Raw genomic sequence first — 25,855 nt, 5'->3', positions numbered from 1 at the left:
GGGGCGGTGGTAGACTACCGCCCCTTTTCTTGTGCAGAACTGCCCTCATGGGTCCTTTCGACTGGCTTCCCCACGCGCCCCTTGAACCCCTGAAGCTGGAGTGGATGGGGCCGGTGGAGGTCGCCGTGCTGCGCCTGGACCGCATCGACCCGCTGATCAGCGGCAACAAATGGTTCAAGCTCACCGAGCACCTGGCCCGAGGCCGGGCTGCGGGTGCCCGCGGGATCATCAGCCTGGGCGGCGCTTACTCCAATCACCTGCATGCACTGGCGGCAGCCGGGAAACGCTTCGGCTTTCCTACCGTTGGCCTGCTGCGTGGCCATCCGCAAGACACCCCCACAGTGCTCGACCTCAAAGCCTTTGGCATGCAACTGCACTGGTTGGGTTATGGCGGCTATCGCGCGCGCCATGAGCCGGGTTTCTGGCTGCCGTGGCGCGAGCAGTATCCACACCTGCATCCGGTGCCCGAAGGTGGCGGTGGCCTGGCGGGGGCGTTGGGCTGCGGGGTGTTGGTGAGTCATGCGCAGGCGCAATTGAAGGGCCTGGGCTGGACGGACTATCACGGTTGGTGGCTGGCAGCCGGCACGGGCACCACGCTGGCGGGACTGGTGCTGGCCGAAGCGGGCGCGCATCCGGTGTACGGCGCGCTGGCAGTGCCCGATGACCACGGGGTGGCGCAGCAGGTACAGGCGCTGGTGCAGGAGGGTTATGAATTGCTGGACGCCAGCCGGGGCGGCTTCGCCAAGGTGGATCCAGAGTTGCTGGAATTTATCGCCGCCACCGAGCAAGCCTGTGGCCTGCCGCTGGAGCCGCTGTACACCGGCAAGGCGTTGTTGGCGTTGAAGCAGCGGATTGAGGCGGGGTACTTCGCTCCCGGCACCCGCCTGATCTTCGTTCATACCGGCGGCTTGCAGGGCCGCCGGGGATTCCCTGTTGCGCCCGGTTAATGTAGGCGCTGGCTTGCTGTGGTGAGGGGCTTGTCCTGTGGTGAGGGGGCTTGCCCTGTGGTGAGGGGGCTTGCCCTGTGGTGAGGGGGCTTGCCCCCCGTCGGGTTCACCACAGATTGATGGGGCTGCTTCGCAGCCCAGCGCGGGGCAAGCCCGCTCACCACAGCAAGCCCGCTCACCACAGCAAGCCGACCACATTGGAGCTGTGTCGCTCCTGGGGGGGTTACTGAATGCTCCCTCTCTTGCCAGGCATCATCCGCAGCGCCGTGTTGTCGCGCAGGATGTAATGGTGAACGATCGCCGCCAACGCGTGCAGCCCGATCAGCCAGTAACCGATCTTGCCGAACAGCACGTGCCAGTGCTCAATCTCCTTGGCCAGGGCCTTGTTTTCGGCAATCAGCGGCGGCAACTCGATACCGTAGAACATCACCGAATGCCCCTCGGCGCTGACAATCAGCCAGCCGGCGATGGGCATGCCGATCATCAAGGCATACAGCGCCATGTGCATCAGGGTGGCGAGGAGGGTTTGCCATTGTGGCGGCGCCGGCACGATCTTCGGCGCCACGCCCAGGCTGCGGGCGAACAACCGTAGCCACACCAGCACAAACACGGTCAGGCCGAACATGAAGTGCATTTCCACGATCAACGTACGGCCGCCGCTGCCTTTGGGAAACTGCCCGCGTAACTCAATGCAGGCGTAAACCACCGCCAGCAGCACCACCATCAGCCAGTGCAACGCAATCGACATGGTGCTGTAACGCGTATCGGAATTTTTCCAGGGCATCGCTTTCTTCCTCACTCATCAGGGCAAACCTCCGTTCTTTCGCGACGGAGTCCTTTCAATGTAAGCCTGTTTTACGAGGTTTGCCCGTGGGAGGAGGGTGCAGAGGCGATCTTTTGATCTCGATCAGTTGCCCTGCGGCATTTCGCCCCGTGCCAGGCGCTGGTTGATGTCGTCGATCACTGCCGGCAGGTCGGTGATGGTGTCGATCATGTAGTGCGGGCGCGAGCCTTCGAACAGGGCCTGGATGCGCTTGCGTTCGCTGGCGAGTGTGCCGGCGTCCAGGGCGCGGAACTGTTCGTAGGTCAGGCCCAGGGCGTTGCCCGAACAGGTCAGCGCCACGGTCCACATCCCGGCGCGACGGCCTTCGAGGATGCCCGGCACGGTGTCGTCGATCTTCACGCAGGCCGCCACATCATCGATACCCAGGGCGATCACGTTGGCCAGGGCCTGGGCCGGCCATGGGCGGCCGTTGGGCACTTCGTCGGTTGCCACCACGTGGTCGGCCACGTAGCCGTTGGTGGCGGCCAGTTCGACGACCTTGTCCATCACCTGCTTGGGGTAGCCGGAGCACGAGCCGATCTTGATCCCTTGCCGGCGCAGGTTGGCGATGGTGTCCAGGGCGCCGGGGATCAGGGCCGAGTGCTCGGCGATTTTCTCGATCTGCAGCGGCATGAAGCGCTGGTAGATGGCGGTGACGTCATCATCGGTGGGCGTGCGGCCAAAGGCTTTGCGGTAACGCTCGGCTACCTGCGGCTGGTCGCACAGGGTGCGGATGTGGTCCCACTTGCCCATGCCCATCGGGCCGCGGGCTTCTTCGATGGAGACCTGTACGTCGAACTCGGCGAAGGCTTCGACAAAGATCTGCGTCGGTGCGAACGAGCCGAAATCGACCACGGTGCCGGCCCAGTCGAGGATCGCGGCTTGAAGCTTGGTTGGGTTTGCGTAGTTCATGGTTCAGATCCTGTTGGAAGTTGGCAATCAGATGTCGAGCACGTTCATTTCTTGCAGCACCTCGGCGACTGCCGCGACAGCTGCTTGCATTTCGGCCTGGTTCACATGGCCGATGCAGCCCACGCGGAAGGTTTCCACCTGGGTCAATTTGCCGGGATAGAGGATGAAACCCTTGGCCTTGACCCGCTCGTAGAATTCCTTGAACTGGTAGCGCGGGTCTTTCGGCGCGTGGAAGGTGACGATGATCGGCGCCTGGATCGCGGCGGGCAGGAAGCTGCGCAGGCCCAGTTCGGCCATGCCGTCCAGCAGCGCCTGGCAGTTGTCGGCGTAGCGCTGGTGGCGGGCGGGCAGGCCGCCTTCTTCGTTGTATTGCAGCAGGGCTTCGTGCAGCGCCGCCACCACGTGGGTCGGCGGGGTAAAGCGCCATTGGCCGGTCTTGGCCATGTAGCTGTGCTGGTCGAAGAGGTCCATCGCCAGTGAATGGCTGTTGCCTTGGGCAGCGGCCAGTGCCTGTTTCTCAGCGAACACAAAACCCATGCCCGGTACGCCTTCCAGGCACTTGCCGGAGGCGGCGATCAGTGCGTCGAACGGCACTTCACGAGCGTTGATCGGCAGCGCGCCGAAGGAACTCATGGCGTCGATGATCAGGCGCTTGCCGTGACGGGCAATGACCTGGGCGATCTCGGGCAGCGGGTTGAGAATCCCGGTGCTGGTTTCGCAGTGGATCAGCGCGACGTGGGTGATGCTCTTGTCAGCGTGCAACAGGCGGTCGACGTCGGCGGCGGTGGTGGGTTCGTCTTCGGCGGTTTCAAAGGTGCTGAACGCGCGGCCGAGCACTTCGCAAATCTTCGCCAGGCGCTTGCCGTAGGCGCCATTGATCAGCACCAATACCTTGCCGTCACGCGGGACGAGGGTGCCGATGGCCGCTTCTACCGCGAAGGTGCCGCTGCCTTGCAACGGCACGCAATGGTGGCTGTCGGTGCCGTTGACGATCGCCAGCAGTTGCTCGCACAGGCTGGCGGTCAGTTGATTGAAGCGGTCATCCCATGAACCCCAATCGACCATCATGGCCTGGCGGGTGCGGGCCGAAGTGGTCAAGGGCCCGGGGGTCAGCAGGATCGGCGCGGCAGTACTCATTCTCATGTCCTCGCAAAACGTTGGGATGAAGCTACGGGGCATAAATTGCAGTTTGGCTTGTCATCAATCAAATTGTTTGTTGTTATGCGAGCTATCAGTGAGGCCGATAACTATGAACCTGTTTCAACTGCGTGCGTTTGATGCCGTGGCCCGCGAGGGCAGTTTTACCCGGGCGGCCGAGCGGCTGTTCATCAGCCAGCCGGCGGTGACCGGGCATATCAAGGCGCTGGAGGAGCACTACCAGATCGCGCTGTTCCGACGTACCGCACGGCAGGTGGCGTTGACCGAGGAGGGCACCAAGCTGGCGGCCATCACCCGGGCGATCTTCGGCCTGGTGGAAGAGGCGCAGACCTTGCTGGAAGCCAACCGGCAACTGCTCACTGGGCGCCTGGAAGTGGCGGCGGACGGACCGCACATGGTCATGCCGATGCTGGCCCGCCTGCGGGAGCGGTACCCGGGGATTACCGTGAATCTGCGCCTGGGCAACGCTCAGGAAACCCTCGCCGCGCTGCTGTCGGAGCGGGCCGATGTGGCGGTGTTGACGGAGGTGGAACCGCGCAAGGGCCTGCACCTGCAGCCATTGATCGAGTCACGGATTTGCGCGCTGGTGCCGGCCGGGCATCCATGGCTGGCGGAGCCTGCGGGGATTCGGCTGGAGCAGTTGGATCAGGTGATCATGGTGCTGCGTGAGCCCAGCTCGATTACCCGCCGCACCTTTGACGATGCCTGCGCCCTGGCGAGCGTGCAGCCCAAGGTGTTGCTGGAACTGGACAGCCGTGAGGCGGTGACGGAAGCGGTGGCGGCTGAATTGGGGGTGGGCGTGGTGTCGTCGATGGAGGTCAGCCGGGACCCACGGGTGCATGCGATTCCGATCCACGGGGAGGGGCTGGTGAACCGGCATGTGATCGGGTGCATGGAGCGGCGCCGGGAGTTGCGGTTGATTCAGGCGTTTTTCGAATTGGCGCCCTGAGTGGGGGTTGGCTGAAGATCGAGTTGGCGCCATCGCGGGCAAGCCCGCTCCCACAGTGGACCGATGTTCACAAATCAACATGTGGGAGCCGGGCTTGCCCGCGATGAGGCCCGTGAGTTCACCGCAAACTCTCCCGCACAATCTCCAGAAACGTCGCCACCACCCGCCGCGAGCTCTGCTCTTTCAAGCACACCAGGGTTTCCTTCATCCGCTGGGTGCAGTCGCGGATCGGCATCGCATACACCCGCGAGTCCGCGCCAAATTCCGCGGCCGACACCACCCCCACGCCAATCCCCACCACCACCGCCTCCCGCGCGGCTTCCCGGCCTTCTACCTGAATGGCGGGGCGAATCCGCAGCCCGGCCTGGTGCATTTCCTGCTCCAGGGTCTGGCGGGTGACCGAGCCGATTTCCCGCAACACCAGCGGCGTATCGTCCAGGTCCGCCAGGCAGATGGATTCGCGGCCCGCCCACGGATGGTTACGGGAAACAAACGCGAGCAGTTGATCATCGGGCAACGGCAGTGACAGCAGCCGCTCGTCGTCCACATCGCGGCCCAGCAGCGCGAGGTCGGCCTGGTAGTGGTACAGGCGAAACAGCGATTCATCGGTGTTGCCGGTTTCGATCTTCACGCTGATGCCCGGATACAACTGGCAGAAGCGCGCGATCTGCGGCAACACATGCACGGGGGCATCCACCGCCAGGGTCAGGGTGCCGGTTTGCAAGGCGCGGGAATCCTGCAGCAGCTCCTCGGCTTCGGCGGCGACCGCAAACAGGCGCTGGGTGACGCTTAACAGCCGCTCCCCCAGGTCGGTCAACCGCACTGAACGTTTGTTGCGATGAAACAGCAGTACGCCGAAGCGCTCTTCGAGCTTGCGCACCTGGTCGGAAATGGCCGGCTGGCTGAGGAACAAGCGCTCGGCGGCCTGGGTAAAACTGCCGTGCACGGCCACCGCATGGAAGGCTTTGAGTTGGGCGTGGGACACCGACATCGCGAATCCTCTTACAAGCTCAGCTTATATTTGAAATACGATAAATCGATTTTACCTATTAGTCAGCCATTGCTTTGATAGCCCTCAGTCGCCGCGGGTCGAGTCCTGCACCTAAGGCGGCCATGGGTCTTTGCGTGCTTACCAGCAGGGCTCATCTGACCAGTACCGCGCCCTCCGAGGCGTCGGTATTGCAGTGCTCAACAATAAAAATACAGGCGTCTGCTTTTCATTCTGCCGGCACACTCACACCCGAGGTCAGAACCACCATGAATACTCCCTTGAGTAGCATCAAGCGTTGGCGCGTGCAGATTTTCGCTATCACCTGGCTGGCGTACGCGGCCTTCTATTTCACCCGCAAAGCCTTTTCGGTGGCCAAACCGGGGATCGTCGACGACCCGAGTTTCCCGCTGGACAAGATGATGATGGCCAACCTGGATGGCATCTACCTCGCGGCCTATGCCGTCGGCCAGTTCACCTGGGGCATGCTCGCCGACCGTTTCGGGCCGCGTGTGGTGGTGCTCGGCGGGTTGTTGATTTCCGCCGCTGCCGCCTTGGTGATGGGCACGTTCGCCACGTTGCCGATCTTTATCAGTTGCATGCTGATTCAAGGCCTGGCGCAGTCCACCGGCTGGTCGGGGCTGTGCAAGAACCTTGGCAGCTTCTTCCCGGCACAGCAGCGGGGGCGGGTGCTGGGCCTGTGGAGTTCGTGTTACGCCTTTGGTGGCCTGGTGGCGTCGCCGTTTGCCGGATGGTGGGCCTATACGCTGATCGGCACCTGGCATGCGGCGTTTATCTCCAGTGCCGCCGTGGTCTTCGTGGTGGCGGCGCTGTTCTTCATCTTCCAGCGCAACACGCCACAGGATGTGGGGTTGCCGGCAGTGGAACCCGAACCGGAACAGACGGCCGCCGAGAAGAACGCCAGCGTGCTGGAACCGCTGCGGGCCATCTTGCGCAACCGCACCGTGTTGACCCTGGGGCTGGCGTACTTTCTGTTGAAACCGGCGCGTTACGCCATCCTGCTGTGGGGGCCGGTGATTGTGTATGAGCAGATGCCGTCGGTGGGCAAGGTCGGCGCGGCGATTGTGCCGACGGCGTTCGAGCTGGCGGGATTGCTGGGGCCGATCATGATCGGCATGGCTTCCGACAAGTTGTTCGGTGCGCGGCGCATGCCGGCCTGTGTCCTCAGCCTGCTGGCGCTGACCGTGGCCCTGGCACTGTTCATGGGCGCCTTGCACACTGGCAGCGTGGCGCTGGTGATGGCGCTGCTGTTTGTGATGGGCCTGACCCTGTACGGGCCGGACTCGATGATCAGCAGCACCGCCGCCATTGACTTCGGCACCGCCAAGGCCGGCGCGACGGCGGCGGGGTTCGTCAACGGTTGCGGTTCGGTGGGGGCGATCCTCGGCGGCTTGCTGCCGGGCTACTTTGACACGGTCACGGTGTTTATCGTGTTTGCCGGCGCCGCGCTGTTTTCCTCGCTGGTGTTGATGCCCTACTGGAATGCCAGGCCCGCAGTGCTGGCGCAGGTGGGCGACTTTGTGCCGGACCGTGAGCGCGCAATCAATCCCTTGCGCACCTGAGGGGCATGGCCGGTTTTTTGGTGGATTAGAGTGTTTCAGCGCTATAAACTCTGCCCCCAAAGCGCCGGCCAGTAGACGTCTCGGCGCGATGGACAGAAGAGAGTGAGTCATGGGCGCACAGTGGAAAGTCAAACATAAAGAAGCGGCATCCAATGCCAAGGGCAAGATCTTCGGCAAGCTGGTGAAAGAGATCACCATTGCCGCCCGCAACGGTGCCGACACTGCCACCAACGCACATTTGCGCCTGGTGGTGGAGCAGGCCAAAAAGGCCTCGATGCCCAAGGAAACCCTGGAACGCGCGATCAAGAAAGGCGCCGGTCTGCTCGGTGAGACCGTGCAATACCACCGCGTGACCTACGAAGGGTTTGCCCCGCACCAGGTGCCGCTGATCGTTGAATGCGTGACCGACAACATCAACCGCACCGTGGCGGAAATCCGCGTGGCGTTCCGCAAGGGCCAGCTCGGCGCTTCCGGCTCCGTGGCCTGGGACTTCAACCATGTGGGCCTGATCGAAGCCTCGCCGGACAGCCCGGACGCCGATCCGGAAATGGCTGCGATTGAAGCCGGTGCGCAGGATTTCGAGGAAGGCGAGGAAGAAGGCACCACCTTGTTCATCACCGAAACCACCGACCTGGACGCCGTACAGAAAGCGTTGCCGGAGCAGGGCTTCACCGTATTGTCGGCCAAGCTGGGCTACATCTCGAAAAACCCGGTGAGCGGTTTGAGCGATGAGCAGATGGCCGAAGTCGAAGCCTTCCTGGAAGGTCTGGACAACCATGACGATGTGCAGGATATGTTTGTCGGGTTGGCGGGTTAACGCTCATTTGATGTGAGAACCCGATCTAAATGTGGGAGCGGGCTTGCTCCCACATTTGGTTTAGCGGAGTTAGGAAGACCGCAACAGAGTTGTGATTTCCTCGAACCCAGGCCGGGCAAGCACCTCCGGCTGGCAGCAGTTATCCCGCAAGCTTTCCAGTGCCACGCGTTTCTCCTCGCTCAACCCCGCATCAATCCGTTCCAGCAACTCCCCCAGCAACACCCCGAACGCCCGCACTTCGATACGCTGCAACGCCCGGGTTTCCAGGCTGTCGACCCTGGCGTGAAACGACGCGGCACCAAAGTCCCCAAGCAGGCACTCGCCGGCTTCATTCCACAGAATGTTATGGCCGTACAGATCGCCGTGGGTGATGCCTTGCTCGTGCAGGTGCGCCGCCACTGAAGCAATGCCTCGCGCCATGCGCAACGCCACGTCCGCGCTGAAGCGGGTGCTGGGTTCGTAGATATCACGGGTGCACGACGCCAGGCTCGGCAGGGCCGCGAGGTTGCGGTAGCTCGGCTCGATCAGTTGCATCACCAGCGCCGCCTGGCCTTCGGGATGGCCGACGACCCGGCCTTCTACCTTGATCAAATTGGCATGCAACCCGGCGGCGATGCAGGCGTGCATTTCGTGTAACGGCGAGCCGTCGCTGGTGATGCTGCCTTTATACAGTTTGACCGCGACCGCCTTGGCCGGCCCGGTGGGCGGGGTCCAGGACGCCTTGCGGATGATCCCCGAAGCGCCTTCGCCGAGCACCTCGCCCAGTGCCAACTCTGACCAGGGAATGTTCGGCGTCGCGTCATCGCGAGCCACTTCCACGGCCATTTCCACCGGGTTGCCGGCGTAGGCCAGCCAGGTCAGGCTCGGCAGGGTCAGCAACCAGTCCGGCAGGCGGGTCATGCGGTTGGAGGCGATGCGGATCAGTTCGAGGTTTTTGCACTGGGCCAGGCTTGGCGGCAGGTGCTCCAGGTGGTTGCCGGCCAGCATCAGTTTTTGCAGCAATGGCCGTTCACCCAGTTCGCTCGGCAACTGGCTGATGCGGTTGTCGGTGAGGATCAGCCAGCGCAGCAGGGGCGGCAAGGCGGCCGCCGGGACGCTGCTGATCTGGTTCGACTTGAAGCCGATCATGCTCAGCTGTGCGCATTGGCCCAGGCATTCCGGCAGCTCGGTAAAGGCGTTTTCCGAACAGAACAGCACGCGTAAATGGGGCAGGCGGTGCAGGTCATCCGGCAGGCTGCTGAGGGCGTTGCCGGTGAGGTTGAGGATTTCCAGGGAGTCGGCCAGGTCGAAGATTTCCCGGGGGAACTCGGTCAGCCCGCAGCGCAGGTCCAGGCGTTTGATACCGGCCAATTGGCCGGCCTTGAGTTGGGCAAGGGTATCCATGAACAGCGCGTCACTCGGCAATAGGGGCGTGAATGGCGCTCATGATAGCGGGTTGTGGCCCGATCTTCTGCAACTGCCCCAGGCGGCTGGCGGTGCGCGCCAGGTCGATGGCCTGGCCACCCAGGGATTGCTCCAGCGGCTGCTCGCCGATCAGCGTCAGTTGCTTGTCCTGGTCGTAAAGTACGTCCACCAGGTTGATAAAGCGTTGTTGGGCGGCAATCGGGCAATCCGCCAGGTGTGGCAGGCCATCGATGATCCAGCGGTCGTAGTCGCGGCACAGTTGCAGATAGTCCATGACGGCGGTCGGTTGCTCGCACAGGTCGCTGAAGGTGAAGGCGATGCTGCGGCCCTGGTGCCTGCGGGCAATCAGTTTCCGGGCACCGACGGCCAGGCTGATCGGGGCGTGATCCGCTGACGGCAGATCCAGAGCCTCGCGTTGCGCGGGTGTACCCGGCCAGACGAACTGGCCGGTGGTGAAACGCTGCTCACCGTGAGCCTGGGCCAGGCCGCGATAATCCTGGGGCGCGCTGACTTCCATCACGTCCATGCGCGCACTGATCAGCTCGATCACCGGCTTGAAGCGCTGGTGGTACAGCGGGTTCGGCAACAACCCGGCGGGCGGGTAATTGGAGGTAACCAGCACCCACACCCCGCGCCGGAACAGGGCCTTGAACAGACGGCTGATCAGCATCGCGTCGCCGATGTCATGCACGTGAAACTCGTCGAAGCACAGCACGCGGCAGCTTTCGAGCAGTTCGTCCAGGGTCACGGCCAGGGCGTCGCGCTGCTGGCGATGGGTAAACATGCCGCGGTGCAGGCGGGCGAAAAAATCGTGAAAGTGCACGCGCTGCTTCTCGGCAATCGGCAGCGCCTGGAAAAAACCGTCCAGCAACCAGCTTTTGCCCCGGCCCACGGCACCGTGCAGGTACAGGCTGCGGGTTGGACGGCCGGCCAGCAGGTGGGCGGTTTGCCGGGCCATGCACGCGATGACCTGCAGCTGGCTGGCGCTGAGGGTGTAGCCCTGTTGCCGGGCCTTGTCCTGGAAAAAAGTCGTAATGCCGGGGGCGGAATCAGGCGCCGCAGGTTTACCCAGCAACCGTTTGAGCAGGGGCGGTAACGCAGCCAATGTCAGTCACTCTGTGTTTCGGTGGTCGCCCACTTTAGAGCGCCGGTTGCGGTTTGACCAATAGGGAAGCGCGGCGCGAGCTATCTGGAAAAGGCATGGCTCAATGGGATCCAAACCAGTGACCTGACTGGCGGAATCCCCTTGAGTGACTACCCTCATACAAAGCAGTCACCCCTGTATAAGGATTTGGGGCAGTGAAGGGACACGCAGTCTTGGCAATCATGAGCGCGATGCTCTGCAACACGGTTTATGGCGCTCAGCTCCAGGTTGAAGTGCGCATCGACGTGCAGCGCGGTTGCCAACTGGTGGGCACCGCCCGCGAGGCCGGCATCGAGCAACTCGGCGTGCTGGATTTTGGCAGCAGTTCCCGTCTGGATGACCCGGCGGGCCCGTTGAGTGCTGCCTTGATCAGCCAGCGCCAGCCACGCCTGGAGTGCAACCCGGATACGCCGTATCAGGTGCGTGTCGACGGCGGCCTGCATGGCGGCGTGGGTGACGTGCGTTACCTGGGCGCCGCCGCCCCTTCGATCAAACCCATTCCTTACCGCATTTATGCCGACGCGGCGCGTCGTATCCCCTTGGCCGTGGACGTACCGGTGAGTGGCCGCGTGCCTGATTCCGGCACGGTGGACCTGCCGCTCTATGGGCGCATTGAGCCGCTCAAGGAAGTCCCGGCGGTGGGGCGTTATTCCGACCTGCTCAAAGTGACGGTGACATGGTAAGCCGGGCCCTGGCCTGCATCGTGCTGGGCGGCCTGTTGCTCCTGGCGGAGGACGCCCAGGCGGCGGCGGTCACCGGTCAGATTCACGCGCGGCTGGTGATTACTGCCAGTTGCCAGGTGAGCAAAGGCGCCGACAGCGCGCCGGTCAGCCCCGACGGAGGCTCGGCCTTGCTGGACTTTGGCAGCCACGGGCCCACCTGGGACAACCGCCTGGGTGCCAGTGTCAGTGACGGCGACAAGGCGGCGCTGGCGGTCTCCTGCAACCCGTCGGTGGTGAGCAGCTTCACCGTGACCATCGACGGCGGCGCTCATGGCGACGGCACCACCCGGCGCCTGAGCAATGGCCGCCAAACCATACCGTATCGGCTGTCGGCCGACCCCGCAGGCCGGAACACCTACAGCATCGGCCAGCAACGCAATTTCGTCGTGACCAAGGGCGCACAAGTACCGATCCCGGTATTCGGCTCGGTGGTGGCGAATACCAGGGCCCTACCGGCCGGCATCTACACAGACACCCTGACGGTGACTCTGGATTGGTAAACCATGAGGATGGACATCATGCATGCACTTGTTTCGAAAGCAGTTTTTCCACTGATGGCACTGGTCTGGGTGTCGAGTGCCCAGACGGCCACCACGGTCACCGGGCAGATCAGCTCGACCCTGATCCTGACCAACAGTTGCCTGGTCAACGGCGTCGGCGGCACCACCGGGTTGAACTTCGGTACGATCAATTTCGGTACCACCAACAGCCAGTTCACCACGCAGTCCGGCCAGGTGCTGGGCGGCGGCGGGGGCGCGTTGTCGATTCAGTGTTCATCGGGCACCTCGCCGGTGATCACTGTGGGGGCCGGGTCCCATGACGGCCAATCCACCGGCGGCACCCGGGCGCTGTACGACGGCGTCGCCAATTACGTGCCGTACGACTTCTACACCGACACCGGGCATTCATCGATCCTGGCGATCAACGGCACCATCAACCTCGCCCCGAGCACCGGCGTTGCGCAAACCGTGAATATCTACGGCCAGGCCGTGGGCAAGACGGGGCTGCCGGCCGGTACCTATACCGACACGGTGTCCGTGCAACTGACGTTCTAGTGCCATGAAGCGGGCCTGCTGGGCGACGCTGGCGGTCATCACCGGTTGGGGGATGCCGTTGTCGTTGCTGGCGGTGACCAGCCAGACAATCCAGGTCAGCGCGACGATTGCCGCGGGCTGCCTGGTGGTGGGCGGCGGCACGAATTACGGCAGCCTGGCGTTCGGCAGCTATTCGTCGTTGTCGACCAGTACGGTCTCGGTGGCGCTGAGCGGCGGGGTAACGCTGCAGTGCACGCCGGGCGTCACCTTGAACATGACCGTGGATGGCGGTTTGCACAACGTCGGTGGCCGGCGCATGCAGCTCAATAGTGGCAGTGCCCAAGTGGCGTATCAGCTGTTTCGGGACGCGGCATTTAGCCAAAGCCTGGGGATCAGCCAAAGCGTCAGCGTGAGCTACAGCAACGCAAACGCTATAACCCTGCCGATTTACGGCCGGGTGGTGTTACCGGGTAATCAGCCTGGGGGGACGTACAGCGACGTGCTGCAGGTGCAGCTGTCCTGGTAAGGCGATTGGCATAAGGAGTGAAATCTATGTTTGCAGCTTCCCGGCGGTATTGGGTTGCGGGTTTTATCGGTTTGGTGGCGTTGGGTGCGGGGCAGGCCCAGGCCGCCAGCTCAGTGCTGATCTGGCCCATCGACCCGGTGCTGGAGGCCGATCAACAGGCCAGCGCCTTGTGGTTGGAGAACCGCGGTACAGAGACCGCCAACCTGCAGATTCGAGTGTTTGCCTGGAGCCAGGGCGGGTTTGACGAGCAGTACCAGAACCAGCGCGACGTGATTGGCAGCCCGCCGGTGGCGAAGATCGAGCCGGGGCAAAAACAACTGGTGCGCCTGACCCGTACCCGCGAAGTGCCGCCGGGCCAGGAGCTGGCGTATCGGATCATCATCGACGAAATTCCTGCCGCCGCCCCTGAAACGCCCGCCGCTGACGGCAAGACAGCCGCCGCGATCCGCTTTCAGATGCGCTATTCGGTACCCTTGTTCGCCTACGGCGCAGGCCTGTGGAGCAAGGAAGACGCCACCCGCCAACGCGACCCCAAGGGCGCGGGCAAACCTGACTTGAGCTGGAAAAAAGTCAGCGTCGGCGGGCGCAACTATGTGGAGATGCGCAACCAGGGCGCGGTGCACGCGCGGCTGACCGATGTGGCGTTCAAGCAGGGCGGGCAAACCCGGCCGCTGGTGGACGGCCTGCTGGGCTATGTGCTGCCGGGGGCGACCATGCGCTGGCTGGTGCCGGAAGGGGTCGCTGGCGATCAGCCGTTGCAGGTGCGGGTCAATGGCGCAACGCAACTGGAGAGTCTTGCACCGGGACGGTAACGCGATGGAATAGGGCATGGAGCAGCCCTTGGTCTTAACGGATGGAGATGTCCATTGATGGACACAAAGCCTTGGTGAGCCATGATCGGGCTCGCAGTCTATGGCGATCGGTGTGGGTGGTGGGAGGCCTGTCTGGCCTGGCGCTTGCGCCGCTTGGCGTGGCCGCTCCGTTGCCACCGCCCCCCAGCAGTATGGAGGCTGTTGCCGATGCACAGTTGTTCCTCGAACTGGTGGTCAACCAGATGGACACCGGCCGGGTGGTCGCTGTGGATCAGCGTGCCGGCGGGTTGTTTCTGCCGGCGGCGACGTTGCGGGATGTCGGCATGAAACTGCCGGCTGAGATCACCAGCGAGGTCGCGCTGGACCACGTGCCCGGCCTGCACACCGACTATGACAGCCAGGGCCAGCGCCTGATGCTGACGGTGCCGCCGGCGTGGCTGCCGGAGCAGTTTATCGGCAACCGCAATAACTATCCGCGCAGCGAGGCGCTCACCAGTTTTGGTGCGTTGCTCAACTACGATGCCTACCTGAATGACACCGATGATGCCGGCACTTACCTGGGCGTCTTCAACGAACTGCGGCTGTTCGACACGTGGGGCACCCTGTCCAATACCGGCCAATACCGCACCACGTTTGGCAGCCAGACGAATGGCAGCGCCCTGAACAATGGCTATCGGCGCTATGACACCACCTGGCGCTTTTCCGACGATGAGCGCCTGCTGACCTACGAAGCAGGCGACGTGATCAGCGGCGCGTTGCCGTGGAGCAGTTCGGTGCGCCTGGGCGGGGTGCAAGTGTCGCGGGACTTCGGCGTACGGCCCGACCTGGTGACCTATCCCTTGCCACAGTTTGCCGGGGAGGCGGCGGTGCCGTCGTCGGTGGACCTGTTTATCAACGGCTACAAATCCAGCAGCGCCGACTTGCAGCCGGGCCCTTACACCTTGACCAACGTACCGTTTATCAACGGTGCGGGGGAAGCCGTGGTGGTCACCACCGATGCCCTGGGCCGGCAAGTGTCGACCACGGTGCCGTTCTACGTCACCAGCACCCTGCTGCAAAAAGGCTTGTCGGATTTTTCGGTGGCGGCCGGTAATTTACGTCGGGACTACACCCTTCGGGATTTTGGCTACGGACCCGGCGTGGCCAGCGGCACGTTCCGTTACGGGGTCTCGAACTACGTCACCCTGGAAAGCCATGCCGAAGCCTCAGGCGACCTGACCCTGGGCGGGCTGGGCGGTAACGTAAGGCTGGGCAACTTCGGCGTACTCAACACGGCCCTCAGCCAAAGCCAGTTTGACGGCGAGACCGGCCAGCAACTGAGCTTCGGTTATCAATACAGCAACCAGCGCTACAGCCTGTCGTACCAGCGGGTGGAGCGCCGCGACCAGTACGCCGACCTGACCCTGGTCGACACCCCTTACGCCAGCCTCAGCAAACGCAGCGAACAGGTGACCCTGAGCCTGAACCTCAACGATTACGGCAGCATCGGCGCCGGCTATTTCGATGTGCAGGCCGCCGATGATTCACGCACCCGGTTGTTGAACCTGACCTGGAGCAAGCAGCTGTGGCGCAACACCAGCTTCTATCTGTCGGCCAACCGCGAGGTGGGCGACAGCAACTGGGCCATGCAGGCGCAGTTGGTGATCCCGTTCGACATCTACGGCAGCCTGGCCCTGAGCAACGAGCGCAGCCAGGCCGGCGAGAGTCGCCAGCGGGTCAACTACAGCCGTGCGGTGCCCTCCGAGGGCGGCGTGGGCTACAACCTGGGTTACGCCAGCGGCGACGGGCCGGCGTATCGCCAGGCCGACCTGACCTGGCGCATGCAGTCGGTGCAATTGCAGGCGGGCGTGTACGGCAGCAGCGACGCCGAGACCCGTTGGGCGGACGCCAGCGGCTCGCTGGTGTGGATGGACAAGCAAGTGTTCACGGCCAACCGGGTCAATGACGCGTTTGTGGTGGTGAGCACCGACGGTTATGCCGGGGTGCCGGTGCTCTACGAAAACCAGTTGGTGGGTGAAACCGATCGCAACGGGCATCTGCTGGTGCCGTGGAGCAGCGCTTACTACCGCGGCAAATATGAAATCGACCCGCTGAACCTGCCGGTCAATGTGCAGACCCCCAACGTCGAGCAGCGCGTGGCGGTACGGCGCGGCAGTGGCTACTTGTTGGAGTTCCCGCTGCGCCGGGTGGTAGCGGCCAGTATCACCCTGGTGGATGCACAGCATCAGGACCTGCCGCTGGGCAGTCAGGTGCGCCATGAACAAACCGGGGCGCGGGCGGTGGTGGGTTGGGATGGCCTGGTGTACCTGGAGAACCTGGCGGCCCACAACACCTTGCAGGTCACTGTGGGCGAGGGCCGTACCTGCCAGGCGACGTTCGACCTGGATATCAACGAGGAGCAGGTGCCGCTGATCGGGCCGCTGGTTTGCCAATGACATAAGGAGTGTGAGTGTGCGGGGCAAGGGATGGATAGTTGGATGGCTGGTGCTGGTGGGCCTGGGGGTTTCGACCCCGGCCATGGCCGCGTGTACGGTGCCGGGAACCACCTCGCCGGCCAGCTTTGGCTCGATCAGTTCGATGACGGTACGCACCGCCGCCCAGACCAGTTCTACCACCAATGCCGGCTTGAACTGCGGGGCCACGCTGATCTCGCTGCTGGCGGCCAGTGATCACTTCTATGCAACCATCACCTCGGCGACCAGCGGCATGGTGGGGCCTACCGGGGATGTCATCGGCTATACGATTTACGGCAATAACAGCACCAGTTACCCGATTACCCGTGGCGTCCAATTCGATTTCGGTGCTACCGGCATTGCTCAAAGCGTTGGCCTGGTTTCCGGGCCGGGCACCAAAACCTTGCCGCTTTACCTGAGCTCGATCACGGGAAGCAATGTGGCTGCCGGCCTCTACACCGAGACACTCAGCATCGCCTGGGTCTGGAACTATTGCTCGGTCCTGGGGGTTGGGACGCTGTGTGTCTTCCGGGATTCCGGCACGGGTACGGCTAATCTGACGGTCAGCATGACGGTGAGCAACGACTGCCAGATCACCGCGCCCAATATCAGTTTTGGCAGCGCGCCAGTGATCAGTGGTTTTTCCAGCGTGAACGGGCAGGCCACTATTACCTGCACCAAGGGCAGTGCGTACACCGTGGGTATCAGCGACGGACTGAACCCGGTGAGTGTGGGGGGGCAGCGGCGGATGGTCTCGGGGAGCAACTTCCTGACTTACGACATCTTCAAAAGCGCCACCACCACCCGCTGGGGCAGCGTGACCACCGCCCGGCGCGCCAGCTCCACGGCGGAGGTGAATCCCGGAAATGGCCTGGGCACCGGCAGCCAGGTGTTCAACTACAACGCTGCGATCTATCCCAACCAGGCCACACCACCGGCCGGCACCTACACCGACAACGTGGTGCTGGATGTGGGCTTCTAGAAGCGCATCGTCTGCTTGAGCAATTGTGTGGTCGACGGGTCTTGCGGGCTGACCATCGCATAGTTGTAGCCCGCGCCCGACCAGTACTCGGCCTGCAGACCGTCGGCACTGCGGCTGCCCCGGGGCAGGAATTTGTTTTCCGGGCCTGGCGGGCGAATGTAGAAACTGATGCGCCGCCCTTGGGGGTCTTCATACAGCACCATGGCCGCCGCGCCTTGTTCGGTGCTGAGCAGGCGCCCGCTGACCGCCTTGAACCCGGCCTGGCTCAGGTCTGGCAGGCGGTAGGCCTGGTTGAAGTAACGGTCGAGCCAGCCTTGCATGTCGCCATCGCTTTGCACGTGGTAGTCGGCGGGCAGGATGCCGTCCTGGGCGAACAGGCGGTAGGCCTGCATCGCGTCGGTCATGGGCAACACGTTGTCGGCCAGGGTTGCCTGGCGGGCCTGCCAGCCGCCGAGGCCGCCCACGCTCACGGCGATCAACAGCACGGCAGCGGTCGCGAGGTGACGGCGTGACTGGCGTTTGACCCGCTGGCGAATCAGGGCCGGGTCCAGCTCGGGGTTGGCCGGCTGTTGCAGTGCGCCGCTCAGGGATGCCCGCAGGTGCTGTGCATCCTGCTGCCAGGCATGCACCTGGGCGGCGACCTCCGGGTGGGCCGCCAGCCAGGTTTCGAGCTGACGGCGGTCGGCGTCCAGGAGCTGGTGATCGACGTAGGCATGCAAATCGCGTTCGCTGGGAGGCAGGCTGATCATTTGAGTATCCGCAGGGCAGGGCTGGTGATTTCGCCGTCGCTGAGCTGGCGCAGGGCCTGGCGCGCACGGGACAGGCGCGACATCACGGTGCCCACAGGCACCTCGAGGATGTCGGCGACTTCTTTGTAGCTCAAGCCTTCCACCGACACCCACAGCAGCAGGGCACGTTGTTCGGTGTTCAATTTATCGAAGGCTTGCAGGGTCGATTGCGCGATGACCGTGCGCTCGACCGACGGCTGCGAATCATCGCGGCCGGTGAAAAACTCCAACATGCGCGTGTACCGCCGGGAACGCCGGTGGGCGTCGAGAAACTGCCGGTACAGGATCGAGAACAGCCAGGCGCGCAAGTCGCCTTCGAGGCGTTTGTCGGCCCAACTGATGATCGCGCGTTCAAGGCTGGCCTGTACCAGGTCGTCGGCACTGCTGCTGTTACGCGTCAGGGACACGGCAAAACGCCGCAACCTGGGGATGAGTTCACGTAACTGTTCGTCGAGTTCGTGCATGGGATTCTGGCTAGTCACTACGCTGGGACTAGGAAGACGTCCGGCGTTGAAGGTTATTCCAGGCCAATAAAAATAAACAGCCGGCCAGGGAATAGAGTGCGCTGGCGTACGTCCCAAGTGTTCCGACCTTATGTTTCACCCACTCAAGGCCTTGGGCCCTGGAGTTATTTCATGGTAGATCACTCATCACCGCCCCGTCCGCCGCTGAGCACCGCAAGCCTGATAATTCGGTTGGCCAGCATCGGCGTGGTGGTTGCCGTCGTGGCCGGGGCGTTCGCCTACGTCAATGGCAGCCTCGACCCACAACGGTTGCGTCCCAAAACCCTGGTCAATGCCCTGGAAACCAACAACGGTTTGCACCCTGGTTACCGTCGCAACCATGCCAAGGGCGTGTGCGTGGCCGGTTATTTCGAGAGCAGCCCCGAGGCGCGCCAGTACTCCAGTGCCCAGGTCTTCAGTGAAGCGCGCACGCCGGTTATCGGGCGTTTTGCGCTGCCCAGCGGCAACCCTTATGCGCCGGACAGCAGCGTACCGATCCGCAGTTTTGCCCTGCAATTCAGCTTGGCTAACGGCCAGCAATGGCGCACCGGGATGAACAGCATGCCGGTGTTCCCGGTGGGCACGCCCGAGGCCTTCTTTGCAATGCTCAAGGCCGGTGCACCAGACCCGGCCACCGGCAAGCCGAATCCGACTGCCATGCCGGCGTTTTTCGCGGCGCATCCCGAGACCGTGCCGTTCCTGGCCTGGGTCAAGACCGCCAAGCCGTCCGCCAGCTATGCCACCGAAACCTATAACGGTATCAACGCGTTTTACCTGGTGAACGCCAGTGGCCAGCGCCAGGCCGTGCGTTGGGGCGTCGTGCCACAAAGCCAGGATGCACCGGGTGCCACGGCGCCAGCCGGCAGCGATTTCCTTGAAAAAGACCTGGCGCAGCGCCTGGGAGCCGGCCCGTTGCGCTGGCAGTTGAACGTCACACTGGCCAACCCGGGCGACCCGGTGGACGACGCCAGCAAGACCTGGAGCGGCGAGCACAAAGTGCTGAACGCGGGCACGCTGGTGCTGGAAAGCAGCCAGCCGCAAATGGACGGCGACTGCCGCGACATCAACTTTGATCCACTGATTCTGCCGAGCGGTATCGAAGCCTCGAATGACCCACTGCTGGCCGCCCGTTCGGCGGCGTACGCCAGTTCTTACCTGCGTCGCACCAGCGAAGTCAGCCAGTTGCACAGCGCCCCACAGGAGTCGAAGCCATGAATGCTCAACCCCGGTTTTTCGCCCCGCTGGCGCGGCTGCTGCATTGGCTCATGGCGTTGATGATCATCGCCATGCTGTTTATTGGCGCGGGCATGGTGGCGTCGGTGTCGGAGCGCCATGAGTGGCTGATCCATCTGCACAAGCCGTTGGGTATTGCGATCCTGGCGCTGGTGATCGTGCGCTTGGTCGTGCGTTTTTCCACGCGTCAGCCGCCGCTTCCCGCGGACTTGCCGCTGTGGCAAGCGCTGGCGGCCAAGGCGTCCCATGTGGTGCTGTACGCCCTGATGCTGGTGTTGCCGCTGCTGGGTTGGGCGATGATTTCGGCGGCCGGCGATCCGGTGATGCTCAGCAGTTCGGTGCAGCTGCCGGCGCTGGTCGGGGCGAATGCGCCGTTGTTTGCGGTGTTGCGCAAAGCTCACGGGTATCTGGCGTATTTGCTGTTTCTGACGGTGCTGTTGCACTTGGCGGCGGCGCTGTTCCACGGTTTGATCCGGCGTGACGGCGTGCTGCAAAGCATGACTGGAACCAAGGACTGACACCTTGCCCGGCAACCGCTGCGATTGCGCAGCGGTCGCCGGGTGCAGGGATCAGCGCAGTACGCCGACGATGTCCGCCACGGTGCTCAGCACATCCTTGCCCAACTGCATCGAGCGTTTGCCCGACCAGCCGGTGTGCGGGTTGGGCGCGTCGTCGTTGTCCTTGAAGGGCATTTCCAGGGTCAGGGACAGGCAGTCGAACTTCTCGCCGACGCTGTTGCACGCCAGCGTCATGTTGGCTTCCCCCGGCAGGTCGCGGGTGTAGCCGTGCACGGTCTGGAAGTCGCGGGTGAGGCCGCTCAGGTGGCTGCGGAAGTGTTTTTCCAATTGCTCGATGCGCGGCGTGTAGCCGGGGTTGCCTTCGCAGCCGGCGGTGAACACGTAGGGGATTTCTTCGTCGCCGTGGATATCCAGGAACAGGTCAACGCCATACTTTTCCATTTGCTGCTGGACGAACAGCACTTCCGGGCTGATCTCCTGGCTCGCGCTTTGCCAGGCCCGGTTAAGGTCCTGGCCCATGGCGTTGGTGCGCAGATGGCCATGGAACGCGCCATCGGGGTTCATGTTGGGCACCAGGTACAGGTCGGCGGCGGCCAGCAGTTTTTTCAGCTCGGCGTCACCGTCCTGTTGCAGGCGTTCGATGATGCCTTCCATAAACCATTCGGCCATGTGCTCGCCGGGATGCTGCTGGGCGATGATCCAGACCTTGCGCTTGTTGGACTCGCCTTTGCCCCGGCGCAGCAGCGGGATATCACGCCCTTCGACACTCTTGCCGGTGGCCAGCAATTGCGTGCCGGCGCGGTTCAGCGCCTGGTCGATCAGCCAGGCATGGCGTTCGCGGCTGTAGGGTTCGAAGTAGGCGAACCAGGCCTGTTTTTCCCGGGTTTCGAGGGTGATGTGCAGCGTCTCGCCATCAAAGCGGGTGGGTACCCGAAACCAGTTGATATGGTCGTAGGACGCCACGGCGTTGTAACCACTCCAGGCGTGCTTGTAGGAAGAGTGGCCGGCGTTGCTCAAGCGAAAGGTGTGGCTGTGGCCCACGTGCATGCCTTCGGCCTTGAAGTGGAACCACTGGAAGTGTTGGCTGCGTGTATCGGGCTTGATGGCCAGCAGCAACTGGTGGGCATCACTGGCGTCGAGCACCTGGATGTTGCCACTGTCGAAGTCGGTGCTGATCTTGATGGAGGTCAAGGCCACGGTCATAGTCTGGTTGCCTGAATATGAGTGTTGTGGCGGGCATTTTACACCGGAGCGGGGTAAAGCCTGGATGCAATTTTTTGTGGGGGAAGAGGGGGGCGTCGTCCATGACGCCGCAGCAGCTTAGAATCTATGAGATTGATTCTCAAGTGCTATTTTTGAAAGAACCGGGCCAGAGCGCCGGATCGACTTTCTTTTGGCGATAGTCTTTTGCTACCATGCGCGCCATCAAGCAACACACAGTCTTCATTAGCCTGAAGCCACGCCAGGAAAAACTGGCAAAAAAAGACCCGGCCAAAGAGCCGGGTCAAAAACCGTGATTAGCCTGATGAGGAGATATTCCAAGAGTCCGACCTAAGGTCTCTTGGTCTATCGACTGATCTCGCGATCAGCTAGGTCCAATAATAATCATTATCATTTGCAAGTCAAATGTTTTTATCCGCCAGATAGAAATATTTTTCCTTCGCGTCTGTTACATCCTCGCCGAGTGTTCGGCCTCCCGGGTCGAAAGCCGTAGCGACCGCTCCACCATCACCTTCGCCATATCAATCAAATAGACCACTGAAAACGCCAGGTCCCGGCTGTTGCCGTGGCTGCTGTTTGCCGATTCGTAGGCAGTGGCTGCGGCACTGCGCAGCAGGTCGGAGGCGTGCACCAGCGCTTCCTCATCACTGATGCCCGGTTTGACTGCAAACAAGGTGTCGTCAACGGACGGCGTGGCGAGATCCTCTTTCAAGTAATAGTCCAGCGCGCGTTGGGCAGCGCCGCTGCTGCGCATGAACAGCAGCTCGTCTTCGTCGCAGGTTTCGGGCAGTGGATAGGGGGTTGTCGTCATGAAGTCGGTGCTCTGGGTGGATGTCGAAAGCCTGCAACCGATATTAGTACTAATCGTATTTATGGCGTTTTATTGATTACTACAAACTGTTTATTGTCGCTGCGAGTACACAACGTATTGTCAGGCCCCATGGATAAATGGATAGCGCTGGTCAAGGCCAGCATGAAAGATCTCAAGGTCACGCAGGATCAATTGGCCTCACGCCTGGGCATGTCCCAGGGCGGAGTCGGCCATTGGCTGAACAAGCGCCGGGTGCCGAGCCTTGCCGACATGAATCGGGTGATGGACGAACTGGGCCTTGGCGACCTTGAGGTCGCGTTGGTGGTTCGCGAAAAAGCGGTCGCACCGGTGGAAGAAGAGTTGGAGCCAACGCCGCACTACAACCCCCATTACCGTTACCCGGTGAGCGAAGGGAAAGGAGGGTACCCATTGCAGGAAGAATCCCGGCCTTACGGTGCTGCACGTTTCCGGATGAGCGACTATCAGGCCCGTGGCAAGGCGTTCTGGCTGAGGGTGATCGGCGATGCCATGACCGCCCCCGCCGGCTTGAGTATCACCGAAGGCATGATGGTGTTGGTGGACCCGGCCATCCGGCCTGAGCCGGGCAAACTGGTGGTGGCCCAATGGGCATTTAATCCCCAGGCCACCTTGCGCAAACTGGTGAAGGACAGCGGTCAGCTTTACCTGGTACCGCTCAACTCGACTTACCCGAAAATGCTGTTCAGCGAGGAGTGCCGCATCATCGGTGTGGTGGTACAGGCGGTCACAAGGTTTTAGCTCGCGGCTTCCAGTTCCACGAGTGCGCTGCCTTCATTGACCATTTCACCTTCCTGGCAATACAGCGCCTTGACCACCCCGGCATGGGGCGCGCGAATGCTGTGTTCCATCTTCATGGCTTCCAGCACCACCAGTTGCGTACCGGCTTCCACCGTTTGGCCGACGTCCACCAGCACCCGCACGATGCTGCCGTTCATCGGTGCGGTCAGGCCGCCCTGATGGGACTGGCTGGCGTCGACGGCGGCGATCGGGTCGAACAGGCTGACGCTGTGCACTTCGCCGTCCCAACGCAGAAACAGGCTGGCGCCCTCGCGCACCGCCAGATGAGAGCGGCGCACACCTTGCCGGTCGATCAGCAACTGCTCGCCGTGCAACCGGGGCGGGTTGACGCCGGCTTGCAGGGTGACCAGGCGATCCTGGCCGTTGCAGCTCAAATGCAGGGAAACCTCGGCGGGCAACCCGGCGCGAAAGCCATGGGTGTCGGCCCAGGGTGAACTGGAATCAGCGCTCGGCCGGGTTTGCATGAACGCCTGGCCCGCGGCCTGCCAGAACTCATCACTCAACTCGCCGGGGGCCGGTAGCAGCTCATCCTGATAACGCGGGATAAACCCGGTATCCAGCTCGGCAGCCGCAAACGCCGGATGGCCGATGATGCGCCGCAAAAAGCCCAGGTTGGTCTTCAAGCCACCCACGGCAAATTCATCCAGCATACCCAGCAGCCGCAGTCGCGCCTGCTCGCGGTCTTCGCCCCAGGCAATCAGCTTGCCCAGCATCGGGTCGTAGAACGGTGACACGTTGTCGCCTTGTTCGACGCCGCTGTCCACCCGGCGCCCCGGCCCAGGCGTGGACTCGCGGTACAGCGCCAGGTGCCCGGTGGCCGGCAGGAAATCATTGGCCGGGTCCTCGGCGTACAGCCGCACTTCAATCGCATGCCCCCGCAGTGGCACCTGCTCCTGAGTCATCGGCAGTGGCTCGCCCTGGGCCACACGAATCTGCCAGGCCACCAGGTCCAGGCCGGTGATGGCTTCGGTCACCGGGTGTTCCACCTGCAGCCGGGTGTTCATCTCCATGAAGAAAAACTCGCCCCGTGCGTCCAGCAGAAACTCCACCGTGCCCGCACCCACATAACCGATTGCCTGGGCCGCACGAACTGCCGCCTCGCCCATGGCCTTGCGTTGCTCGGCACTCAGGCCCGGTGCCGGTGCTTCCTCGACGACTTTCTGGTGGCGCCGCTGGATCGAGCAATCGCGCTCGTTGAGGTACAGGCAATGCCCATGCTGGTCGGCGAACACCTGGATTTCCACGTGACGCGGCTTGAGCAAATACTTCTCCACCAGCATCTGCGCATTGCCAAACGAGGACAGCGCTTCACGCTGGGCCGAGGCCAGGGCTTCGGCCAGCTGGCTGACGTCCTCGACCACTTTCATGCCCTTGCCGCCACCGCCCGCCGTGGCCTTGAGCAGCACCGGGTAACCGATGCGCTCGGCCGCCTGGCGAAAGGTCTCCAGGTCCTGGGCGTCGCCGTGGTAACCCGGCACCAGCGGCACGCCGGCAGTTTCCATCAATGCCTTGGCCGCCGACTTGCTGCCCATGGCATCAATGGCCGAGGCGGGCGGGCCGAGGAAGATCAACCCGGCGGCTTCAATGGCGCGGGCGAACCCGGCGTTCTCTGACAGAAACCCGTAACCCGGGTGAATGGCCTGGGCGCCGCTGGCCTGGGCCGCGGCGATCAGCTTGTCGATTTGCAGGTAACTGTCGGCGGCCTTGCTGCCGCCCAGGTCCACACGAATATCCGCCTCGCGGGAATGCCGTGCGTCACGGTCCGTGGCGCTGTGTACGGCCACGGTAGTCAGGCCCATGGCCTTGGCGGTGCGCATCACCCGGCAGGCGATTTCGCCGCGGTTGGCCACCAATACAGTGGTAAGCGTCTTCATGAACGCGGCTCCTGGGACTGCCAGTTGGGCGAGCGTTTTTGCAAAAAGGCGCGCAAGCCTTCCTGGCCTTCGGCGCTGACGCGGATCCGCGCGATGGAGTTTTCGCAGTAGCGACGCAGTGCCGGGGTGAGCGCCCCATGGCCGACCTCACGCAGCAAATCCTTGCTGGCGCGCATGGCTGCCGGGCTGTTGAGCAGCAGGTTGGTAACCCACCGTTCAACCTGCACATCCAGATCGGCCGTCGGATAACTCTCCGCCAGCAGCCCGATTTCCCGTGCGCGCTGGCCCCCAAAGCGATCAGCCGTGAGGGCATATCGACGGGCTGCGCGCTCGCCGATCGCCTGCACCACGAACGGGCTGATCACTGCAGGCGCCAGGCCGATGCGCACTTCCGACAGGCAGAACTGCGCCTCATCGGTGCCGATGGCCATGTCGCAGCAACTGATCAACCCCAGGGCACCGCCATAGGCCGCGCCCTGAACCACGGCCAGCGTCGGAATCTTCAGCTTGGCCAGGTTGTACATCAACTCCGCCAGTTCCCGGGCGTCGTCCAGGTTGGTGTGGTAATCCAGCTCGGCCGACTGCTGCATCCAGGCCAGGTCGGCGCCGGCGCTGAAGTGTTTGCCGCGCCCGCGCAGTACCAAAAAACGCAGGGCTGGATCGCCCTGGACCTGGTCGAGGGCGATGATCAGTTCGCGGATCATTTCGGCGTTGAACGCGTTGTTCTTGGCTTCACGACTGAGCCACAGGGTGGCAAAGCCACGCGGATCGGTGACCAGTTCGAGGGTGTTGAAATCGCTCATGGGGTGCAGCTCC

Annotated in this window: 26 protein-coding genes; 14 read left to right on the top strand and 12 right to left on the bottom strand. The window is 63.0% G+C overall.

The genetic code is table 11. The annotated features are described in order from the left end of the window. Window positions 1–47 precede the first annotated feature (47 nt). Window positions 48–947 carry a 1-aminocyclopropane-1-carboxylate deaminase/D-cysteine desulfhydrase gene (locus HKK54_RS32750; protein ID WP_169389151.1) on the top strand — a complete coding sequence of 300 codons (900 nt, stop codon included), beginning with the start codon at window positions 48–50 and terminating at the stop codon, window positions 945–947. 223 nt (window positions 948–1,170) lie between these two features. Here the strand turns inward: HKK54_RS32750 and HKK54_RS32745 are convergent, their stop codons facing one another. From HKK54_RS32745 to HKK54_RS32735, 3 genes are all read right to left on the bottom strand, one after another. Next, on the bottom strand, window positions 1,171–1,731 hold the full coding sequence (locus HKK54_RS32745; RefSeq protein WP_010166885.1) for a cytochrome b: 561 nt from the start codon (window positions 1,729–1,731) through the stop codon (window positions 1,171–1,173). Between the two features lie 123 nt (window positions 1,732–1,854). Continuing rightward, entirely contained in the window at window positions 1,855–2,682 is an 828-nt protein-coding gene (phnX, locus tag HKK54_RS32740) for a phosphonoacetaldehyde hydrolase (RefSeq protein ID WP_169389150.1), read from the bottom strand. Between the two features lie 27 nt (window positions 2,683–2,709). Then, window positions 2,710–3,819: a 2-aminoethylphosphonate--pyruvate transaminase gene (locus tag HKK54_RS32735; protein WP_010166889.1), complete on the bottom strand. Its 1,110-nt coding sequence runs from the start codon at window positions 3,817–3,819 to the stop codon at window positions 2,710–2,712. A 112-nt stretch (window positions 3,820–3,931) separates the two neighbouring features. On the opposite strand from HKK54_RS32735, the gene HKK54_RS32730 reads away from it, so the two are divergent. Next, window positions 3,932–4,789 carry a LysR substrate-binding domain-containing protein gene (locus HKK54_RS32730; protein WP_169389149.1) on the top strand — a complete coding sequence of 286 codons (858 nt, stop codon included), beginning with the start codon at window positions 3,932–3,934 and terminating at the stop codon, window positions 4,787–4,789. A 118-nt stretch (window positions 4,790–4,907) separates the two neighbouring features. On the opposite strand, the gene HKK54_RS32725 is transcribed toward HKK54_RS32730, so the two are convergent. After that, on the bottom strand, window positions 4,908–5,780 hold the full coding sequence (locus HKK54_RS32725; RefSeq protein WP_169389148.1) for a LysR substrate-binding domain-containing protein: 873 nt from the start codon (window positions 5,778–5,780) through the stop codon (window positions 4,908–4,910). 266 nt (window positions 5,781–6,046) lie between these two features. Between HKK54_RS32725 and HKK54_RS32720 the strand changes: the two genes are divergently transcribed. Next, a complete protein-coding gene (locus tag HKK54_RS32720) occupies window positions 6,047–7,360 on the top strand; it encodes an MFS transporter (RefSeq protein WP_169389147.1) in 1,314 nt (437 codons plus the stop codon). A gap of 109 nt (window positions 7,361–7,469) precedes the next feature. After that, window positions 7,470–8,177, top strand: coding sequence for a YebC/PmpR family DNA-binding transcriptional regulator (locus HKK54_RS32715; protein ID WP_010166897.1), 708 nt, complete (start codon window positions 7,470–7,472; stop codon window positions 8,175–8,177). Between the two features lie 69 nt (window positions 8,178–8,246). Here the strand turns inward: HKK54_RS32715 and HKK54_RS32710 are convergent, their stop codons facing one another. Continuing rightward, window positions 8,247–9,560, bottom strand: a complete 1,314-nt coding sequence (locus tag HKK54_RS32710) for a leucine-rich repeat-containing protein kinase family protein (RefSeq protein ID WP_169389146.1) — start codon at window positions 9,558–9,560, stop codon at window positions 8,247–8,249. Window positions 9,561–9,570: 10 nt separating this feature from the next. Next, window positions 9,571–10,686 (bottom strand): cell division protein ZapE, encoded by a 1,116-nt coding sequence (gene zapE, locus HKK54_RS32705; RefSeq protein ID WP_169389145.1) that lies wholly within the window; start codon window positions 10,684–10,686, stop codon window positions 9,571–9,573. 221 nt (window positions 10,687–10,907) lie between these two features. On the opposite strand from zapE, the gene HKK54_RS32700 reads away from it, so the two are divergent. The 7 genes from HKK54_RS32700 to HKK54_RS32670 are packed head-to-tail and all read left to right on the top strand — an operon-like array spanning window position 10,908 to window position 17,254. Continuing rightward, window positions 10,908–11,408, top strand: coding sequence for a Csu type fimbrial protein (locus HKK54_RS32700; protein ID WP_442962348.1), 501 nt, complete (start codon window positions 10,908–10,910; stop codon window positions 11,406–11,408). Continuing rightward, window positions 11,402–11,947 carry a Csu type fimbrial protein gene (locus HKK54_RS32695; protein WP_010166904.1) on the top strand — a complete coding sequence of 182 codons (546 nt, stop codon included), beginning with the start codon at window positions 11,402–11,404 and terminating at the stop codon, window positions 11,945–11,947. The genes HKK54_RS32700 and HKK54_RS32695 overlap by 7 nt, the downstream gene beginning before the upstream one ends. An 18-nt stretch (window positions 11,948–11,965) precedes the next feature. After that, on the top strand, window positions 11,966–12,502 hold the full coding sequence (locus HKK54_RS32690) for a Csu type fimbrial protein (protein WP_169389144.1): 537 nt from the start codon (window positions 11,966–11,968) through the stop codon (window positions 12,500–12,502). A gap of 4 nt (window positions 12,503–12,506) precedes the next feature. Then, complete coding sequence (locus HKK54_RS32685) at window positions 12,507–13,007, top strand: Csu type fimbrial protein (RefSeq protein WP_010166908.1); 501 nt, start codon at window positions 12,507–12,509, stop codon at window positions 13,005–13,007. Between the two features lie 26 nt (window positions 13,008–13,033). Further along, complete coding sequence (locus HKK54_RS32680; RefSeq protein WP_169389143.1) at window positions 13,034–13,819, top strand: fimbrial biogenesis chaperone; 786 nt, start codon at window positions 13,034–13,036, stop codon at window positions 13,817–13,819. A 41-nt stretch (window positions 13,820–13,860) separates the two neighbouring features. Next, window positions 13,861–16,254: a fimbria/pilus outer membrane usher protein gene (locus HKK54_RS32675; RefSeq protein ID WP_169389142.1), complete on the top strand. Its 2,394-nt coding sequence runs from the start codon at window positions 13,861–13,863 to the stop codon at window positions 16,252–16,254. Window positions 16,255–16,270: 16 nt separating this feature from the next. Further along, window positions 16,271–17,254, top strand: a complete 984-nt coding sequence (locus HKK54_RS32670) for a Csu type fimbrial protein (RefSeq protein ID WP_272903024.1) — start codon at window positions 16,271–16,273, stop codon at window positions 17,252–17,254. On the opposite strand, the gene HKK54_RS32665 is transcribed toward HKK54_RS32670, so the two are convergent. Continuing rightward, a complete protein-coding gene (locus HKK54_RS32665) occupies window positions 17,251–18,003 on the bottom strand; it encodes an anti-sigma factor family protein (RefSeq protein ID WP_169389140.1) in 753 nt (250 codons plus the stop codon). The two genes, HKK54_RS32670 and HKK54_RS32665, sit on opposite strands and share 4 nt — an antisense overlap. Further along, window positions 18,000–18,506: an RNA polymerase sigma factor gene (locus tag HKK54_RS32660; protein WP_010166918.1), complete on the bottom strand. Its 507-nt coding sequence runs from the start codon at window positions 18,504–18,506 to the stop codon at window positions 18,000–18,002. Before HKK54_RS32660 ends, HKK54_RS32665 begins: the two co-directional genes overlap by 4 nt. Window positions 18,507–18,677: 171 nt before the next feature. Between HKK54_RS32660 and HKK54_RS32655 the strand changes: the two genes are divergently transcribed. Together HKK54_RS32655 and HKK54_RS32650 are read left to right on the top strand one after the other, a co-directional pair. Then, the gene (locus tag HKK54_RS32655) at window positions 18,678–19,760 is read left to right on the top strand and encodes a catalase family peroxidase (protein ID WP_169389139.1); all 1,083 of its coding nucleotides are present in this window, start codon (window positions 18,678–18,680) and stop codon (window positions 19,758–19,760) included. Continuing rightward, window positions 19,757–20,296 carry a cytochrome b gene (locus HKK54_RS32650; protein ID WP_010166924.1) on the top strand — a complete coding sequence of 180 codons (540 nt, stop codon included), beginning with the start codon at window positions 19,757–19,759 and terminating at the stop codon, window positions 20,294–20,296. Before HKK54_RS32655 ends, HKK54_RS32650 begins: the two co-directional genes overlap by 4 nt. A gap of 51 nt (window positions 20,297–20,347) precedes the next feature. On the opposite strand, the gene HKK54_RS32645 is transcribed toward HKK54_RS32650, so the two are convergent. Together HKK54_RS32645 and HKK54_RS32640 are read right to left on the bottom strand one after the other, a co-directional pair. Then, the gene (locus HKK54_RS32645) at window positions 20,348–21,499 is read right to left on the bottom strand and encodes a M14 family metallopeptidase (protein WP_169389138.1); all 1,152 of its coding nucleotides are present in this window, start codon (window positions 21,497–21,499) and stop codon (window positions 20,348–20,350) included. Window positions 21,500–21,965: 466 nt separating this feature from the next. Next, window positions 21,966–22,328 (bottom strand): DUF6124 family protein, encoded by a 363-nt coding sequence (locus HKK54_RS32640; RefSeq protein WP_169389137.1) that lies wholly within the window; start codon window positions 22,326–22,328, stop codon window positions 21,966–21,968. Window positions 22,329–22,457: 129 nt separating this feature from the next. On the opposite strand from HKK54_RS32640, the gene HKK54_RS32635 reads away from it, so the two are divergent. Then, window positions 22,458–23,105, top strand: a complete 648-nt coding sequence (locus tag HKK54_RS32635) for a LexA family protein (RefSeq protein ID WP_169389136.1) — start codon at window positions 22,458–22,460, stop codon at window positions 23,103–23,105. On the opposite strand, the gene HKK54_RS32630 is transcribed toward HKK54_RS32635, so the two are convergent. After that, window positions 23,102–25,039 (bottom strand): acetyl/propionyl/methylcrotonyl-CoA carboxylase subunit alpha, encoded by a 1,938-nt coding sequence (locus tag HKK54_RS32630; RefSeq protein ID WP_169389135.1) that lies wholly within the window; start codon window positions 25,037–25,039, stop codon window positions 23,102–23,104. The two genes, HKK54_RS32635 and HKK54_RS32630, sit on opposite strands and share 4 nt — an antisense overlap. Next, window positions 25,036–25,842, bottom strand: a complete 807-nt coding sequence (locus HKK54_RS32625) for a gamma-carboxygeranoyl-CoA hydratase (RefSeq protein WP_010166934.1) — start codon at window positions 25,840–25,842, stop codon at window positions 25,036–25,038. Before HKK54_RS32625 ends, HKK54_RS32630 begins: the two co-directional genes overlap by 4 nt. Between the last annotated feature and the right edge of the window lie 13 nt (window positions 25,843–25,855).

Origin of the sequence: Pseudomonas sp. ADAK13, from assembly GCF_012935715.1 — a bacterium.
GTDB lineage: Bacteria > Pseudomonadota > Gammaproteobacteria > Pseudomonadales > Pseudomonadaceae > Aquipseudomonas.
This window is presented reverse-complemented; position numbering and strand designations above follow the sequence as displayed.